Annotated in this window: 14 protein-coding genes and 2 tRNA genes; 7 read left to right on the plus strand and 9 right to left on the minus strand. The window is 67.7% G+C overall.

What is annotated here, in order from left to right; translation table 11 throughout:
• Positions 1–21: 21 nt before the first annotated feature.
• From A5728_RS03270 to A5728_RS03305, 8 genes are all read right to left on the minus strand, one after another.
• Positions 22–795: a fumarylacetoacetate hydrolase family protein gene (locus tag A5728_RS03270; RefSeq protein WP_064845685.1), complete on the minus strand. Its 774-nt coding sequence runs from the start codon at positions 793–795 to the stop codon at positions 22–24.
• A 117-nt stretch (positions 796–912) separates the two neighbouring features.
• The gene (locus tag A5728_RS03275) at positions 913–2,010 is read right to left on the minus strand and encodes a branched-chain amino acid aminotransferase (protein WP_064845686.1); all 1,098 of its coding nucleotides are present in this window, start codon (positions 2,008–2,010) and stop codon (positions 913–915) included.
• A gap of 108 nt (positions 2,011–2,118) precedes the next feature.
• A complete protein-coding gene (locus A5728_RS03280) occupies positions 2,119–3,207 on the minus strand; it encodes a 3-isopropylmalate dehydrogenase (protein ID WP_064845722.1) in 1,089 nt (362 codons plus the stop codon).
• Positions 3,208–3,419: 212 nt separating this feature from the next.
• On the minus strand, positions 3,420–4,943 hold the full coding sequence (metG, locus tag A5728_RS03285) for a methionine--tRNA ligase (protein WP_064845723.1): 1,524 nt from the start codon (positions 4,941–4,943) through the stop codon (positions 3,420–3,422).
• The gene (gene ilvC / locus A5728_RS03290; protein WP_035964613.1) at positions 4,940–5,965 is read right to left on the minus strand and encodes a ketol-acid reductoisomerase; all 1,026 of its coding nucleotides are present in this window, start codon (positions 5,963–5,965) and stop codon (positions 4,940–4,942) included. Before ilvC ends, metG begins: the two co-directional genes overlap by 4 nt.
• Positions 5,966–6,063: 98 nt before the next feature.
• The gene (ilvN, locus tag A5728_RS03295) at positions 6,064–6,573 is read right to left on the minus strand and encodes an acetolactate synthase small subunit (protein ID WP_064845687.1); all 510 of its coding nucleotides are present in this window, start codon (positions 6,571–6,573) and stop codon (positions 6,064–6,066) included.
• Between the two features lie 3 nt (positions 6,574–6,576).
• Entirely contained in the window at positions 6,577–8,454 is a 1,878-nt protein-coding gene (locus tag A5728_RS03300; RefSeq protein WP_064845688.1) for an acetolactate synthase large subunit, read from the minus strand.
• Between the two features lie 364 nt (positions 8,455–8,818).
• A complete protein-coding gene (locus A5728_RS03305) occupies positions 8,819–9,796 on the minus strand; it encodes an NAD(P)-dependent oxidoreductase (RefSeq protein ID WP_064845689.1) in 978 nt (325 codons plus the stop codon).
• A 165-nt stretch (positions 9,797–9,961) separates the two neighbouring features.
• Between A5728_RS03305 and A5728_RS03310 the strand changes: the two genes are divergently transcribed.
• Positions 9,962–10,034 (plus strand) — tRNA-Lys (locus A5728_RS03310).
• Positions 10,035–10,161: 127 nt separating this feature from the next.
• Here A5728_RS03310 and A5728_RS03315 read toward each other — a convergent pair.
• Positions 10,162–10,677, minus strand: a complete 516-nt coding sequence (locus tag A5728_RS03315) for a MarR family winged helix-turn-helix transcriptional regulator (protein WP_064845690.1) — start codon at positions 10,675–10,677, stop codon at positions 10,162–10,164.
• A 287-nt stretch (positions 10,678–10,964) separates the two neighbouring features.
• On the opposite strand from A5728_RS03315, the gene bcp reads away from it, so the two are divergent.
• From bcp to A5728_RS03345, 6 genes are all read left to right on the plus strand, one after another.
• Positions 10,965–11,438, plus strand: coding sequence for a thioredoxin-dependent thiol peroxidase (bcp, locus tag A5728_RS03320; RefSeq protein ID WP_064845691.1), 474 nt, complete (start codon positions 10,965–10,967; stop codon positions 11,436–11,438).
• A gap of 157 nt (positions 11,439–11,595) precedes the next feature.
• A tRNA-Leu gene (locus A5728_RS03325) sits at positions 11,596–11,680 on the plus strand.
• 52 nt (positions 11,681–11,732) lie between these two features.
• Positions 11,733–13,340 carry an ABC transporter substrate-binding protein gene (locus A5728_RS03330; protein WP_064845692.1) on the plus strand — a complete coding sequence of 536 codons (1,608 nt, stop codon included), beginning with the start codon at positions 11,733–11,735 and terminating at the stop codon, positions 13,338–13,340.
• 115 nt (positions 13,341–13,455) lie between these two features.
• On the plus strand, positions 13,456–14,940 hold the full coding sequence (locus A5728_RS03335) for a malate:quinone oxidoreductase (protein ID WP_082943204.1): 1,485 nt from the start codon (positions 13,456–13,458) through the stop codon (positions 14,938–14,940).
• A 307-nt stretch (positions 14,941–15,247) separates the two neighbouring features.
• Positions 15,248–15,598 carry a MarR family winged helix-turn-helix transcriptional regulator gene (locus tag A5728_RS03340; RefSeq protein ID WP_231885488.1) on the plus strand — a complete coding sequence of 117 codons (351 nt, stop codon included), beginning with the start codon at positions 15,248–15,250 and terminating at the stop codon, positions 15,596–15,598.
• Positions 15,599–15,911: 313 nt separating this feature from the next.
• The gene (locus A5728_RS03345; protein ID WP_064845694.1) at positions 15,912–16,991 is read left to right on the plus strand and encodes a YihY/virulence factor BrkB family protein; all 1,080 of its coding nucleotides are present in this window, start codon (positions 15,912–15,914) and stop codon (positions 16,989–16,991) included.
• Positions 16,992–17,130: the final 139 nt, after the last annotated feature.

Consider the following 17,130-nt stretch of genomic DNA (forward strand, 5'->3'; position numbering starts at 1 on the left):
GTGGCCCGGCGGCGCGCCGGGTCAGCGCCGCAGCACCGTGGTGAGCTCGCCGATCCCCTCGACCTGCACGGAGAGCTGATCGCCCTCGTCCACGATCCCGACCCCCGCGGGGGTCCCCGTGAGGATGACGTCACCGGGCAACAGCGTGAAGGCCTCGGACGCGTAGGAGACGAGCGTGGCCACGTCGAAGATCATGTCCCGCGTGTTGCCGTCCTGCTTGAGCTGCCCGTTCACGGTGGAGCGCACGGACAGGGCGGAGGTGTCCAGCTCGGTCTCGATCCACGGGCCGATCGGGCACGCGCCGTCGAATCCCTTGGCCCGGGCCCACTGGCCGTCGGTGCGCTGGGCGTCGCGGGCCGTGAGGTCGTTCGCGGCGGTGTAGCCGAACACGACCTCGGGAACGCGTTCCACGGGGACGTCCTTGCACATGCGCCCGATCACCACGGCGAGCTCGGCCTCGTACGAGACCTCCTCGGTCCAGCTGGGCAGGGTCACGGGATCGCCGGGACCGGACACCGCGGTGTTCGGTTTGAAGAACAGCATGGGAGCGGGCGGCAGCTCGTTGCCGAGCTCCTTTGCGTGCGCTGCGTAATTGCGCCCCACGCACACGATCTTGGAGCGCGGGATCACCGGGGCGAGCAAGCGGGCCTCGGACACGGTCACGGTGCGTTCGAGCTCCTGGATCCCCACGTACAGAGGGTCGCCGGTGAGGTACCGCAGCGTCTCGGCGCCGGGTTCCCCGTGCACCGTGCCGAAGTGGATTTCGTTGTCGTGTGTGAACCGTGCGATGCGCATGCACACAGGCTACACAGCCGCCCCCCGTGCAACCGAGGTCGGACCGGGGGCGGCTGGTCGAACGGGTGGCACGGACCCCGCCACGCGAAGCGTGCCGAGGGATTCACGCCACGTGGATCACGCCAAGCGGGTCAACCAACCGTGCGTGTCCTCCGCCTTACCGGTCTGGATGTCCAGCAACTGCTTGCGGATGGACATGGTCACCTCGCCGGGAGCCGCGTCCTCCGGGCCGATGGTCTCGTCGTGGCTCACGAGCCGCCGCACGGGTGCGATCACCGCGGCCGTGCCGCACGCGAAGACCTCCGTGAGATGACCCGAGTTCACGCCCTCGCGCCACTCGTCCAGGGTGAAGGCGCGTTCCTCGACCTGCAGCCCGCGCTCCTTGGCCAGCTGGATCACGGAGTCGCGCGTGATCCCCTCGAGGATGGTCCCGGTCAGTTCGGGGGTCACGAGCCGGCCGTCGTCGAAGACGAAGAACACGTTCATGCCACCGAGTTCCTCGACCGCGTCCCCGCGCTCGTGGTCCAGGAAGAGCACCTGGCTGCACCCGTGCGCGTCCCCCTCCATCTGGGCGATCAACGACGCCGCGTAGTTGCCACCACACTTCGCGGAGCCCGTGCCGCCCTTGCCCGCGCGGGCGTACGTGCGCGAGAGCCAGATGTCCACGGGTTCGACCGTGCCGAAGTAATTGCCCGCCGGGGACGCGATCACGGAGAACAGCGCCTCCCTGGACGGACGCACCCCCAGGAACGGCTCCGTACCGATCATGAACGGACGGATGTAGAGGGACTCGCCCTCCCCGGAAGGAACCCACTTCTCGTCCTGGGCCACGAGCTCGCGGATGGCATCTACAAACGTCTCCTCGGGCAGCGTGGGCAGGGCCAGCCGCTGCGCCGAGCGATTCAGCCGCGCGGCGTTGACCTCGGGGCGGAAGCTCCACACGGATCCGTCCGCGTGCCGGTAGGCCTTGAGTCCCTCGAAGATCTCCTGGCCGTAGTGCAGCACGGCGGTGGACGGGTCCAGGCTCAGCGGGCCGTACGGCTGCAGCCGTGCGTTGTCCCAGCGGCCGGTGTTCGCTTCCACGTCCCCCTGCCAGTCGATGCACACCATGTGGTCCGTGAAGTGTTTGCCGAAACCGGGGTTCTGCAACACGGCTTCGCGCACCTCATCGGTTGCGGGGTGGGGGTTGAGCTGCTTGACGAATTCAGTGCTCACGGGTGTTCTCCTTCGACGGCGTGCTGCCGGGCATCCCTGCTGAGGCGGTGCGCTGGCACGTGATGATGTGCTCCCAGTATCCCGCCCGCGGTGGCCGGGACGCGGACCTTAGGCGCTGCGCGCACCCAACTGCGCCACGACGTCGTCGCCCACCTGCGACGTGCTGCGCTGCGCGGAACCGTTCGCCTCCAGGTCTGCGCGCACGGCGGCGTTGACCTGTTCCGCGAGATCGGGGTGGCCCAGGTGCTCGAGCATCATGGCGCCCGCGAGGATCGCGGCCGTGGGCTGGGCGGTGCCGGTACCGGCGATGTCCGGGGCGGAGCCGTGGACGGGCTCGAACATGGACGGCGCGGTGCGGTCCGCGTTGATATTGCCGCTGGGCGCCAGACCGATACCCCCGGTGACCGCGCCGGCCTGGTCGGTGAGGATGTCCCCGAACAGGTTGTCGGTCACGATCACGTCGAAGCGCGCGGGGTCGGTGGTCATGAAGATCGTGGCGGCGTCGATGTGCATGTAGTTCACGGTGACGTCCGGGTACTGCTCCCCGATCTCGTCCACGGTTCGCTGGTAGAGCCGCCCGGCGTTGACCAGGACGTTGTGCTTGTGGACCAGGGTCAGCCGCTTGCGCGTGCGGCCGTTCGCGAGGTCGAACGCGTAGCGCACCAGGCGACGGACACCGTGGGCGGTGTTCACGGACACCTCGGTCGCGATCTCGTGCTGGGTGCCCGTGCGCAGCGTGCCACCGTTACCCGCATAGAGCCCCTCGGTGCCCTCGCGCACGACCACGAAGTCGATCTCCCCCGGGTCCGACAGAGGGCTCGTGGCACCGGGGTACAGCACCGCGGGGCGCAGGTTGATGTAGTGGTCGAACCCGAAGCGCAGCTTGAGCAGCAGATCGCGTTCGAGGATCCCGGAGGGGATGCGCTTGTCGTTGGGGGCGGCACCCACGGCACCGAACAGGATCGCGTCGTGAGAACGCAACCGTTCCATGGTGTCCTCGTTGAGCACCTCACCGGTCTCGAGCCAGTGCTCGGCGCCGAGCGGGTAGCTCGTCTTCTCGAGGGTCACCCCCGCGGGGCGGGTCACGGCGTCGAGGACCTTGACGGCCTCGGCCACGACCTCCGGGCCGATACCGTCACCGGGCAGGACGGCGATCGAGTGGCTGCGGGCGGGTGCGGAAGGTGACGTCGGACTCATGGAGGCCAGCTTAGGTGCGCCCGCCGCGGCCTTCCACATGGTGAACCCGGGTTTCATATAGCGAGACAAACAGTGGGCGGGAGATCCGCTGACAGCCGACCGGACCGACGACGCTCGGCCGGCCCGCAACGGTCGCTGCGGCGTCGTGCGGACAAGCAACGGCCGGGCCGCCCGACGACGACCCGGCCACCGCACCTCGATACCGCAGTACCTCAGTCCTGGAGCGCCTCCGGGGCCTCGTAGCGCGGGAACACGCCGGAGGGCTTGGGCAGTTCGGTCCCCGCGGCGAGCCGCGTCCCCAGGGCCGAGAACTGCCGCGCCTCCCCCTCGGGCTGACCGAGCTGGTCCAGCAGCCTGGCCATGGAATCCGGCATGACCGGCTGTACGAGGATCGCGACGATGCGCAGCACCTCCGCCGTCACGTACAGCACGGTGGCCATCCGTTCCGGATCGGTCTTGCGCAGCACCCACGGCTGCTGCGCCGTGAAGTAGCGGTTGGCCGATGCGATGACCCGCCACACGGTCTCCAGACCGCGGTGGAACGCGAGCTCGTCGAACGCCGCTCGGTAGTCCCCCACCGCCGACTCCGCCTGTTCGAGCATTTCGAGGTCCTCGGCAGTGAAGTCCCGCGGTTCCGGCACCGCGCCCCCGAGGTTCTTGGCGATCATCGAGAGGCTGCGCTGGGCCAGGTTGCCGAGGTCGTTGGCAAGATCCGAGTTGATGCGTCCGGCGATCGCGTCGTGCGAGTAGTTGCCGTCCTGGCCGAACGGGACCTCTCGCAATAGGAAGAAGCGCAACTGGTCCAGCCCGTACTCGCCGATCAGGGCGTGGGGATCGATCACGTTGCCCACGGACTTTGACATCTTCTCACCCTGGTTGAACAGGAACCCGTGCGCGAAGACCTTCCGGGGCAGCTCGAGCCCCGCGGACATCAGGAACGCCGGCCAGTACACGGCGTGGAAGCGCGCGATGTCCTTGCCGATCAGGTGCACGTCCGCGGGCCAGAACGCCCGGAACAGCTCGGCGTCCGTGTCCGGGTAGCCCAGACCCGTGAGGTAGTTGGTCAGGGCGTCCACCCACACGTACATCACGTGCTGGGGGTTGCCCGGCACGGGCACACCCCAGTCGAACGTGGCGCGGGAGATGGACAGGTCCTGCAGTCCGCCGCTCACGAAGGACGCGATCTCGTGCGAGCGCGTCTCGGGCTGAACGAACCCGGTGCGGTAGAGCTCGAGCAAGCGGTCCTGGTACGCGGAGAGCCGGAAGAAGTAGCTCTCCTCCTCGGTCCACGTGAGCTCCGTGCCCGTACCGATCGAGTAGCGCTGACCGTCCGAGCGCACCTCGGTCTCGTCCTCGGCGTAGTAGGCCTCGTCCCGCACGGAGTACCACCCGGCGTACTTGCCCAGGTAGATGTCCCCGTTGGCCTCCATGCGCCGCCACAGCTCCTGCGACGCCGCGTAGTGGTCCTCGTCCGTCGTGCGGATGAAGCGGTCGTAACCGATCTGCAGTTTGTCGTCCATGGCCAGGAAGCGCGCGGAATTGGCGTCCGCGAGGTCACGAGGGCTCACGCCCAGCTTCTCGGCGGTCTGCTGCATCTTCTGGCCGTGCTCGTCCGTCCCCGTCTGGAAGCGGACGTCGAAGCCGTCCAGCCGCTTGAACCGGGCCAGGGTGTCCGCGGCGTCGTCGTCAGTTATGTCACGCCCTGTCGGCGAGGAAGCAACGGAAGGAGGGATCAGCGAGCGGCGGTGCCCTCGGTGTAGTCCTCGTCCGTCTGCTCCCACGCGAACAGCGAGCGCAGCTGGCGGCCCGTTGTCTCGATGGGGTGCTTCTCCTCCTTGGCGCGCAACTCCTTGAACTCGCTGCCGCCGGCGGCCTGGTCCTTCATGAAGCGGTCCGCGAAGACGCCCTCCTGGATGTCCTTGAGAACGTCCTGCATGCGCTCCTTGACGGAGGGGTCGATCACGCGCGGGCCGGAGACGTAGTCGCCGTACTCGGCGGTGTCGGAGATGGACCAGCGCTGCTTGGCGATGCCGCCCTCGACCATGAGGTCCACGATGAGCTTGAGCTCGTGCAGCACCTCGAAGTACGCGATCTCCGGCTGGTAGCCGGCCTCGGTCAGCGTCTCGAAGCCGTACTGGACCAGGTGGGACATGCCGCCGCACAGCACGGCCTGCTCACCGAACAGGTCCGACTCGGTCTCCTCGGTGAAGGTGGTCTCGATGACGCCGGCGCGCGTGCCACCGATGCCCTTGGCGTAGGACAGCGCGAGCTGCAGCGCCTGACCGGACGCGTCCACCTCGACGGCCACGAGGTCCGGGACACCGCGCCCGGCCTCGAACTCGCGGCGCACGGTGTGGCCCGGGCCCTTGGGGGCGACCATGGCCACGTCCACGCCCTCGGGGGCCGTGATGTAACCGAAACGGATGTTGAAGCCGTGCGCGAAGAAGATCGCGTCACCCTCGTCCAAGTTGTCCTTGATGGACTCCTCGAACACCTGCGCCTGGACCTGGTCCGGGGTCAGGATCATGATGACGTCCGCTTCCTTGGCGGCCTCGGCCACGGTCAGCACGCGCAGGCCCTGTGCCTCCGCCTTGGCGCGGGACTTGGAGTTCTCAGACAGGCCGATGCGGACGTCCACGCCCGAGTCACGCAGGTTCAGCGCGTGGGCGTGGCCCTGTGAGCCGTAGCCGATGATGGCCACGGAGCGGTTCTGGATGATCGACAGGTCGGCGTCGTCGTTGTAGTAGATCTTTGCCATGGGCTTGCTCTATCTCCTTCGAATAGCGGATGGGCATTGCACGTCGGGGCGCAACGGCACGGGCGTTGCGCGGGATGCGGTGTCCTGCGGCCGAGCGGTCAGTGACGCAGGGCGCGATCGGACATGGATTTGGGGCCGCGGCCCAGGGCCACGGTGCCGGCTCGCACGATCTCCCGGATCCCGAAGGGCTCCAGGACATCCATGAGGGCGTGGATCTTGTCGCGCGATCCGGTGGACTCGATGACCACGGATTCCGTGGAGACGTCCACGATCGTGGCGCGGAACAGGTCCGCGGCCTGCGTGACCTGCAACCGGGTGGCCGCGTCCGCGCGGACCTTGACCAGGATGTGGTCCCGCTGCACGGAGGACTCCGGCGACAGCTCCACGATCTTGATCACGTTGATCAGCTTGTTCAGCTGCTTGGTGACCTGCTCGAGCAGCTCACCCTCAGCATCGACCACCACGGTGATCCGGGAGATCCCGTTCAGCTCCGTGGGGCCCACCGCGAGCGAGTGGATGTTGAACGCGCGCCGCGCGAACAACCCCGCCACGCGGGTCAGCACGCCCGGCTTGTCCTCCACCAGGACGGAAAGAGTGTGTCGGCTCATCGATCAGTCCTCCGTGTTCCACTCGGGCGTCATGTTGCGGGCGATCTGGATCTGGTCGTTGGAGACCCCGGCGGGGACCATGGGCCACACCATCGCGTTCGCGGAGACCACGAAGTCGATCACCACGGGGCGGTCGTTGATCTCGAGCGCCTTCTTGATGGTCTCGTCCACGTCCTCGTCCTTCTCACAGCGCAGGGCGGCACAGCCGTAGGCGTCCGCAAGCTTGACGAAGTCGGGGATGCGACGGGAGTTGTGACCCGTGTTCAGCTCCGTGTGGGAGTAGCGACCGTCGTAGAACAGGGTCTGCCACTGGCGCACCATGCCCAGGGACGAGTTGTTGATCACCGCGACCTTGATGGGGATATTGTTGATCACGCACGTGGCAAGTTCCTGATTGGTCATCTGGAAGCACCCGTCACCGTCGATCGCCCACACCACGCGGTCCGGCTGGGACACCTGTGCACCCATGGCCGCGGGGACCGCGAAGCCCATGGTGCCCAGGCCCGCGGAGTTCAGCCACTGCCGGGGCCGCTCGTAGTCCACGAACTGCGCGGACCACATCTGGTGCTGTCCCACACCGGAGACGTAGACCGCATCCGGCCCGGTCAGCTCGGAGATCCGCTCGATCACGTACTGGGGGCTGCCCAGACCGTCATCGGTCTTGGTGTAGCCCAGCGGATAGGTCTCGCTCAGGGAGTTCAGGGTATCCCACCACAGACCCAGATCCGGCGTGCCGGTTTCCTCGAACTCCTGGCGCACGGCCTGGGTGAGGTCCGGGATCACGTACTTGAGATCCCCCACGATGGGCACGTCCGCCACGCGGTTCTTGGAGATCTCCGCGGGGTCGATGTCCGCGTGGATCACCTTGGCGTTCGGGGCGAACGAGCTCAGCTGACCGGTCACGCGGTCGTCGAAGCGCGCTCCCAGGGTGATCAGCAGGTCCGACTGCTGCAGCGCGTACACCGCCGGCACGGTCCCGTGCATCCCGGGCATGCCCAGGTTCTGGTCGTGCGAGTCGGGGAAAATCCCGCGCGCCGTGAGCGTGGTGACCACCGGCGCGCCGGTGAGTTCGGCGAGCTCGAGCAGTTCCGCGGGCACGTCCGCCCGCATGGCGCCGCCACCCGTGTAGAGCACCGGACGCTGTGCCGCCGCGATCATGCGGGCGGCCTCCTTGATCTGCTTGGAGTGCCCGCGCGTCACGGGACGGTAGCCCGGCAGTTCCATCTGCGGGGGCCAGCTGAAGGTCATCATCGCCTGCTGGGCGTCCTTGGCCACGTCCACCAGGACGGGTCCCGGACGCCCGGTCGAGGCGAGGTGGAAAGCCTCCGCGATGACCCGGGGGATCTCCTGGGCGTCCGTGACCAGGTAGGAGTGCTTGGTCACCGGCATGGTCATGCCCACGATGTCCGCCTCCTGGAAGGCGTCCGAACCGATCGCGGAGCTGGCCACCTGACCGGTGATCGCGAGCATGGGGATCGAGTCCATGTTGGCGTCCGCGAGCGCCGTCACGAGGTTCGTGGCACCGGGACCGGACGTGGCGATGCACACGCCCACGCGACCCGAGGCCAGGGCGTAGCCCTCCGCGGCGTGCCCCGCACCCTGCTCGTGGCGTACGAGGATGTGGTTGATCTTCTCGGCGTCCAGCAACGGGTCGTAGGTCGGCAGGATGGCACCACCCGGCAGACCGAAGACGTCCGTGACACCGAGCTGCTCGAGGGAGCGGATGATCGCCTGGGAACCGGTCATCTCCTCCGGGGCCACGACCTCCGCCGCGGTACCCGTCAGCCGTGCCTGGTCCGTCTCCGCGGGCCGGGGCACCGAAGCCGCGGGCGGCCGCCGCTGGGCCATCACCGCCGGTGAGATCGGCTGATCCTTACTCATAGTGCTGTGTCCTTACCTGCTGTGTTGTGCGAGATGCCGAGCGGGGTGGCGCGGGGCGAGCCGGTGACAGGTCGTCATACATGGAAAAAGGCCCTTGCCACGGGTTCCGTGGGCTGAGGGCCTGGCGGGTACGCGCGTCGAGTACTCCTCAGGCCCGGTGTCCAATGAGGACGACCGGTACGAGGTCTACCACGATGCGCAGTGCCGTTGTCATACCGACCATGGTGTGACCCACAGAACGCGGGTGTCAAACTACGGACACCCCTTCTCACAATGTGAAACATTGTGTCCCCCACCGTGGCACCCCCGTCCGCGTGCGCGAGCCCGTCCGTGGTCGACCGTGCGGGACCGTGGTTGTCCGTGCTCACTCGTCCTGCAGGGCCAGTCGGCCCGGCTGCACGAGGAACTGCGGTGAGCGACCCTGCCGGATCAGTTCCAGCTGCTCCAGGATCAGCTTGCGCACCCGGGGCCGGAAGGAGACGTTGGAGCCGCCCACGTGGGGCAGCACGATCGAGCCCGCCGCGCTCATCAGGGAGTGGTCACCGGGAAGCGGTTCAGGGTCCACCACGTCCAGCGCGCAGCGAAGACGGCCCGAGACGACCTCCGCGGTCAGGGCGTCCGTGTTCACCACGGGACCCCGGCCCACGTTGACCACGAGGGCGTCGTCCGGCAGCAGTGCCAGGGTCCGCTCGCCCACCAGGTCGCGGGTCGCATCGCCGAGGGGTAGCGCGAGCACCAGGATGTCGGTGCGCGGCAGGATCTCGTCGAGTTCGTCGATGCCGTGGATACGGCCGGCCTCGTCCTCGCGGGCGTGGGAAGCCACTCGAGTGAGCTCCACCTCGAACGGTGCGAGTCGGGAGATGACCGCGCCTCCGATCTTCCCGACGCCCACCACGGTGACGCGAGAGTCAGCCACCGCGCGCGAGAAGTACCGCTTGTAGACACCCTCGTGCTGTTGCAACACGGCCCGGTCCAGGTTGCGTTGCGCGGCGATGATCAGTCCCAGGGCGATCTCCGCGGTCCCGGCCGCGTGCACCCAACCGCCGGCGGCCAGGGCCACGTCCTCACCAATCTTCTCGGGCACGCCGTCGAAGCCCGTGGACTGCAACTGCACCAGGCTCACGTCCCGCACGACGGAGGGGTCCTTGAGCCAGCGCCCGCTGTAGTAGGGGGCCACGGCGATGTCCACGTCCTCCCGGGCGCAGCCCTCCGGCTCGTTCTCCAGATCCCACAGCACGCACGTGAAATCGGTGGTTTCGGCGCTGATCTCGTCGAAGAGCTGCTGCTCGGGCAAGGAGATCACACGCAGGTCGGACAGCGGAACATCCTGGGAGTGGCTCATGCCCCCGATTCTACGGTCCGGTACACGCCGTAGGACCTGTACTACGGACGTGGCCCTCGGCACCCCGCAGCCCGATTTGACTCCCCCCGCCGTGGTGCTAAAGTAATCTCTCGTTGCGAGGGAGAAAGCAACGGCGAACATCGCCCGCTGACCCGTCCAACGCCCGCGCCTCTAGCTCAATTGGCAGAGCAATTGACTCTTAATCAATGGGTTCAGGGTTCAAGTCCCTGGGGGCGCACGGAACGACCGAAAGGACCGGATCACATGTGATCCGGTCCTTTCGCTGTCTGAACTCAACGAGCGTGCGCGGTCGCCCCGCCGCTCGTCGCGTTCCGGGTCACGACGACGCCGCTGCGCCGCCGGGGTCAGCGCGACGTGGCGCTGTGTTCCGACTCCGTCGGTGAGTCGGCACCCTCCGTGGGACCGGCCGGGGTCTCGGCGCCATCCTCGACCTCCATGCGCCAGCGTGCACCACCCAGGGTGGAGATCAGGTCGATGAGCTTGCGGCGGAACTGCTCGTCCGTGTCACGGTCGCTACCCAGCAACCCCTTCTCCAACCGCGCGGCGTCCACGAGGACCCGCTCCCCCGCCGGGGAGATGCTCACCATGTGGGAACGGCGGTCGAGCGCGTTGCGGGAACGCGTGATGTGACCATGCACCTCCAACCGGTGCAGGGTCTTGCCCATGGTCTGGGCCTGGACGCGCACTTGGTGGGCCAGTTGCGCCTGCGTCATGCTGCCCTCCGAGCGGAGGACGTCCAGGGCCATCACGCCCGCGTGGGTGATACCGAGAGACGCGAGGTTCTCGTTCCACGCGTGTTCCACGAGGCGAGCCGCCGTGGACAGCAGACGGTTCGTGGGCCACTGGTTCTTGTAGGACATAGGACTATCGTATCCGCTCGACGAAATCGCTGAACAATACTACGGGGCACCCCGCCAGTCAAATCCCCGCGCCGAACATCGTCTTGCGAACCCCTCTCGTGCGACTGCGGGAACCGCCCGGGATCGTGCGCGCTGGGCGCGGGGCGGACGCAGCGACGTCGTACGGCGGGACCGAGACCGGAGCCGGTGCGCGAACCCGAAGCATGGCATGCTCGGGTGCATCCCTGAACTGTACGTGAGAACGCGTCCTTAGGGAACACCTGTCACTCACCAGGAAGGATCACGCCGTGACCGTTCGTCTGTCCCCCGGGGACGCCGCTCCCGATTTCACCCTGCCCGACGCCCACGGGGAGCCCGTCGTCCTGGCGGGCCTGCGCGGTAGCAAGGTCATCCTGTACTTCTACCCCCGCGCCGAGACCCCCGGCTGCACCACGCAGGCGTGCGACTTCCGGGACAACATGGCCTCGTTCGGTGCCGAGGGTTACCGTGTGCTCGGGATCTCGCCGGACGCTCCCGCTGCCCTGGAGCGCTTCGCACAGAACGAGGGTCTGGGCTTCCCGCTGCTCTCGGACGAGGACCACGCCGTGGCGGAGGCGTACGGCGCGTGGGGCGAGAAGAAGAACTACGGGAAGGTCTATGAGGGTCTCATCCGCTCGACCGTGGTGCTCGACGAACAGGGGACGGTGAGCCTCGTCCAGTACAACGTGCGCGCCAAGGGGCACGTGGCCAAGCTGCGCCGGGACCTCGGCCTCGACACCTGAGCGGGCGGCCGCCGCCCGGCCTGGGACCCGGAACCGGGGCCGCACCGCGCGCGCTTCTCGGCGAGCGCGGAGGAAGCACTGGTTAGTCACTGGTTAGTATGGTGGACGATTCCGGGCACCCCCTCCGCGTTCAGGCCGAGTCCGGGTCCCGATGTCAGCGCGAGTGGTGGAACTGGTAGACACGCAGGATTTAGGTTCCTGTGCCTCACGGCGTGCGGGTTCGATTCCCGTCTTGCGCACCATGATGCCGCGTACTGCCGTGCGACGACGCGGCGACCAGAGAAAGGATGCGCCGTGGTTGCTGAGAACCGCCTCGGACGGCGTTCCTTCCTCTCCCTCGCGGGCGCGGGGTTCATGCTCACCGGTTGCGGGTCCACGACCGCCCGCCCCTCGGCGAGCGCCACCGCACCCCGCAACACGTTTGTTCTGGCGCACGCCGCGGCACCGACGGGGCTGGACCCCTCCCGGAGGAACTCGCAAGAGACGGCCCGGATCGCCACGCAGATCCTGGAGGGGCTCGTTACGGCGGACCGCTCGACCGGTGAGCCCGCGCCGGGCCTCGCGGAGTCGTGGGAGCTCGCGGATGATCGTCGGTCCGTGACGTTCACCCTGCGCCGGGGGGTCCGCTTCCATGACGGTGCCGCGCTGGACGCCGCCGCGGTCAAGGCGAACTTCGACAAGTGGCAGGCCCAGGCCGAGTCCTCCGAACCGTGGGCCTCGCGCTGTGCGTTCGCCACGGCCTTCCGCCACGGCACGTCGAGCCCGCTCGTGGCCTCGGCCTACGCCGGCACGGAGGTCACGGACGAGCGCACCGTGGTGGTGAAGCTCACCCGCCCCTACACGCCGCTGCTGGCCGCCCTGACCCAGCCGGCGTTCGGGATCGCCTCCCCCGCGAGCATCGAGGCGGGGACGGAGAACGAGCACCCCGTGGGCACGGGCCCCTTCCGCTTCGACTCGGCGACCGCCGACACCGTGAAGCTCTCCGCCCACGAGGGCTACTGGGGCGAGCTCGGGGACGTGGGCACCCTCGAGATGCGGGTCATCCGTGACGCACATGTGCGCTGTGCGGCCCTGCTCACGGGTGAGGTGGACGCGTACGACCTCGTGGGGCTCGACGCCTTCGCGCCCCTCGCGCGCCGCGGCGTGCAGGTGCTCTACCGCGACCCCTACTCCGTGTCCTACCTCGGGTTCAACCGTTCCGTCCCCGTGCTGCGGGACGTCGCGGTACGCCGCGCCGTCGCCTCCGCGATCGACCGCGGTGCCCTGGCGTCCCAGCTGTACCCCAGCGGGACCAACGTGGCGGACCAGTTCGTCCCCGCCCGGTTCAACGTGGACGGCGAGAACCTGCAGATCCCCGGCTACGACCCCCAGCGCGCCCGGGACCAGTTGCGGGCCAGTTCCTACCGGGGGCAGGCCCTGCGCTTCTACTACCCGCGCAATACGTCCCGGATGTACCTGCAGGAACCGGAGCGCGTGTACGCGCAGATCTCGGCGCAGCTCACCCGTGCGGGCTTCCGTCTGGACCCCGTCCCCATGGACTGGGACGACGGGTACGTGGACGCCGTGACCGACCCCACCGCGGGCCACGCGTTCAGCCTCCTGGGCTGGAGCGGGAGCTTCCGCGACCCCGACGGCTTCATGGGCCCGTTGCTGGGCACCCCTGACGCACAGTTGGGGGACGACGACGCCGGGTTGCTCACCGCGGTCAACCGCGCCGCCACCATGCCCCAGGGCGACGCCCGCAATGCCGCGTACCGCACGCTCAATGACCGCGTCTCGGCGGTGATCCCGGCCGTGCCGCTCGCGCACCCCGTCTCGGCGGTGGCTGTGAACTCGCGCGTGGCGTCCTTCCCGTTGACCTCCACGGGGTTCGAACGCTTCAACGAGCTGCGCCTGGCCTGAACCGCACCATGTGTGCCCGGCGGCTCCGTTGGGAGTTGGCTGGAGCTGGGGATACCCTGGACAACGGAAAGCCTCGGCGCAGTGCCGCGTCGATCATGCACGCACGGGAGACAATGTGACTTCATCTCAACCCACCGAATCCGTCGACGTCGTCCTGGTGGGCGCCGGCATCATGAGCGCCACGCTCGCGACCCTGCTCAGCGACCTGCAGCCGGACTGGTCCATGACCGTCCTGGAGCGCCTCAACGCCGCGGGTCTCGAGAGCTCCAATGCCTGGAACAACGCGGGCACCGGACACTCTGCGCTGTGCGAACTGAACTACGCACCCCAGGCCGCGGACGGCACTGTGAGCGCCACGAAGGCACTGAACATCAACGAACAGTTCCAGGTGACGCGCCAGCTGTGGAGCTCGCTCGTAGAGAACGGCACGCTCGAGTCCCCCGACACGTTCATCAACCCCGTGCCCCACATCTCCATGGTGTTCGGTGAGGACCACGCGGACTACCTGCGCGCCCGCTACGACGCGTTCAAGCCTCACAAGCTGTTCGAGCGCATGGAGTTCACCGAGAACCGCGACCAGATCGCCGAGTGGGCGCCCCTCACGATGCACGGCCGCGGCGCCGGTCGCGTGGCGGCGACCTTCGCCCCCGAGGGCACGGACGTGGACTTCGGTGCCCTCACCAACCAGCTGCTCACCCACCTGACCGGGCGCAACCTGACCGTGCGCTACGGTCAGGAGGTCACCACCCTGAAACGCCAGAGCGACGGTTCCTGGAACGTCTCGGTCGAGGACAGGCTCAACAGCGACAACAACCGCGTCATCCACGCGCGTTTCGTTTTTCTGGGTGCCGGCGGGGGCGCGCTGTCCCTGCTGCAGAAGTCGGGGATCCGGGAGGCCAAGGGCTTCGGCGGGTTCCCCGTCTCCGGTCTCTTCCTGCGCAACACCGATCCCACCGTCACGTCCCAGCACAACGCCAAGGTCTACGGCCAGGCCTCCGTGGGCGCCCCGCCCATGTCCGTGCCCCACCTGGACACGCGCTACGTCCACGGCGAGCGCACCCTGATGTTCGGGCCTTACGGCGGGTTCAAGCCCAACTTCCTCAAGCACGGTTCCCTGCTGGACCTGCCCAAGAGCGTGCGCGCACACAACCTCTACCCCATGACCCGTGCGGGTCTGGCCAACCTGGACTTAGTCAAGTACCTCGTGGGCGAACTGACCAAGACCCGGTCCCAACGCATGGACGCACTACGGGAGTACTACCCCGCCGCCGAGGAGTCCCAGTGGGAGCTCATCGAGGCCGGTCAGCGCGTGCAGGTCATGAAGTCGGATCGGCAGAAGGGTGGCGTGCTGCAGTTCGGCACCGAACTCGTGACCAGCGCGGATGGCTCGATCGGTGCTCTGCTGGGCGCCTCCCCCGGTGCGTCAACGGCCGTGCCGATCATGCTCAACCTGCTCTCCCGCTGCTTCCCGGCAAAGATGTCCGAGTGGGAGCCCAGGATCAAGGAGCTGATCCCCTCCTACGGCAAGAAGCTCGATGAGAACCCGCAGCTCGCGGACGAGATCATGGGTCACACCGCGCAGGTGCTCGGCATCAAGTAGTCCCGTTCCGGCGGACGTTACGGAGGGTCTTTGTGCACTGCGCACAAAGACCCTCCGTCGTCTCCACCTCTGATCAGCTGTGCCCCAATGCGTGGACAGGCTCTGTCCTCCCGGCCACAAGTGTGGACACCGCTCGCTGGGGGCGCGCTCATCCCCTCTCGTAACATGTAGATAACGTCCATAGGGGGTGGACGTTGCCAAAGGGGGAAGAATGACATCAAGGGGGAGTGTCGAAGCGTGGGATGCACTAAGCCGCTGCCATGTGTCGGTGACACGTCAGCTCCAACGCGGAGTGGATTTACGCGGCTTGTCTCGTCGTGAGTTCGAGGTCCTGGCCGCGCTGTGCACCACCGGCCGGGGTGGCCTGCGGTTACGCGATCTCAACAGCCACGTGCTGTTGACGCAATCGAGTCTCTCACGCATGCTCGAGCGTCTCGAGAACAAGGGGCTCGTGACCCGGCGCCAGGATTCCCAGGACCTGCGCGGTGTGCGGGTCGCCCTGACCGATGCCGGGACCCAGCTCTACGAGCAGATCTCGCAGGACAACGACCAGATGGTCGCGGACGTCATGAGCACCGCTCTGGACGCCCAGGAGATCAGGGTGCTCACGCGACTGAGTGAACGCATCCATCAGTACGCGTTGTCGTTGTCACGGTGACCGATCCGCACCGCTGCACGCACTGACCCGCCCGTACGGCGGCCCACACCGCGCCCACGATTCGTCGTGGGCGCGGTGTCGTGTCCGGCGACGTCGCGTACAGCAGAGTCGCGCCCCGGCGGTGCCGCATGCCCCGATACCATATGATGCAGTGCCGCGCCCGACGGCGCTGCGCCGTGCGGCGGTGTCGTCGGCAGTACCGGGGCCGGCGCCGTAGAGGCGCACGGTGCGTGGGCAGGGGTCGGGAGGTCGCTAAACTTCTGAGAGTACCTGCTTTGCGCAGCCACCACATCCGCTCCTGGAGAGGACCCCCATGACCAGTCAGCACCCGGAGTCCACGGTACGTCGTGAGAACGCCGCCCCTGACCCGGACCACGACGCCAAACCCGACTCCCCCACCGAACTCAAGGGGCAGTCGTGGGGCTACGTCTTCAAGCGGGCCGTGTCCGAGTTCAGCAAGGACGGGTGCACCGACCTGGCCGCCACGTTGACGTACTTCGCGGTGCTCTCGATCTTCCCGGCGCTGCTGGCGCTGGTGTCCCTGCTCGGTGTGTTCGGTCAGGGTGAGGCCACCACGAACGCCATCCTGGACTTCCTGAACCGCTACGCTCCCGCGGCCCTCGTGGACCTGCTGTCCGGGCCCATCTCCCAGTTGACCACGCAGTCCGGGGCCGGGTTCGCCCTGGTCGTCGGTGTCGTGGGTGCCCTGTGGACCGCGTCGGGTTACACCGGTGCGTTCGCCCGCGCCATGAACCGCATTTACGAGATCTCCGAGGGCCGCCCCTTCTGGAAGCTCAAGCCCATCATGCTGCTGATCACCCTGATCATCGTGCTGATCGTGGCCGCCGTGATGTTCATGGTGTTGCTCTCCGGTGACTTCGCGCAGACAGTGGGTGACCTGGTGGGTCTGGGTTCCACCACCGTGACCGTGTGGAACTGGGCCAAGCTGCCCGTCATCCTGTTCCTGCTCGTGCTGCTCATTGCGATCCTGTACTATGCGACGCCCAACGTGAAGCAGCCCAAGTTCAAGTGGTTGAGCCCGGGCGCGGCCATCGCGCTCGTGTTCATGATCATCGCCGGGCTCGGGTTCGCTTTCTACGTGGCGAACTTCTCGAGCTACAACGCGACCTACGGCGTCATCGGCTCCGTGATCATCCTGCTCCTGGGCCTGTGGATCATGAACAACGTGCTCCTCTTCGGCGCCGAGGTGGACGCCGAACTCGAGCGTGGCCGCCAGTTGCAGGGCGGGATCCGTGCCGAGCACGCCGTCCAGCTGCCTCCCCGGGACACCGCCCAGGTGAAGAAGCAGAAGGAGAAGGAGGAGAAGCTCGAGGCCGAGGGGCGCAAGATCCGGCTGCGCACCGAGCACGTGGACTACTCCCAGGACTCCTGAGTCCCCACGACGATCCTTGGCAACGCGGGCCCGCACCATGATGCGGGCCCGCGTTCTCATGTTCAGGGCCTGGCACCCGGTGTCGCCGACCGGGTTCGTCATCCGGTTTCTCGTCAACCCGGATCATCTCCCGGCTCGT

This window comes from Kocuria sp. ICS0012, from assembly GCF_001665945.1.
Lineage (GTDB): Bacteria > Actinomycetota > Actinomycetes > Actinomycetales > Micrococcaceae > Kocuria > Kocuria marina.

Bases quoted from the DNA above. Each gene is read 5' to 3' on its own strand.
- A5728_RS03270 (WP_064845685.1), bottom strand. From the start codon at position 795: ATGCGCATCGCACGGTTCACACACGACAACGAAATCCACTTCGGCACG.
- A5728_RS03280 (WP_064845722.1), bottom strand. From the start codon at position 3,207: ATGAGTCCGACGTCACCTTCCGCACCCGCCCGCAGCCACTCGATCGCC.
- ilvC (WP_035964613.1), bottom strand. From the start codon at position 5,965: ATGGCAAAGATCTACTACAACGACGACGCCGACCTGTCGATCATCCAG.
- ilvN (WP_064845687.1), bottom strand. From the start codon at position 6,573: ATGAGCCGACACACTCTTTCCGTCCTGGTGGAGGACAAGCCGGGCGTG.
- A5728_RS03300 (WP_064845688.1), bottom strand. From the start codon at position 8,454: ATGAGTAAGGATCAGCCGATCTCACCGGCGGTGATGGCCCAGCGGCGG.
- A5728_RS03305 (WP_064845689.1), bottom strand. From the start codon at position 9,796: ATGAGCCACTCCCAGGATGTTCCGCTGTCCGACCTGCGTGTGATCTCC.
- A5728_RS03315 (WP_064845690.1), bottom strand. From the start codon at position 10,677: ATGTCCTACAAGAACCAGTGGCCCACGAACCGTCTGCTGTCCACGGCG.
- A5728_RS03345 (WP_064845694.1), top strand. From the start codon at position 15,912: ATGACCAGTCAGCACCCGGAGTCCACGGTACGTCGTGAGAACGCCGCC.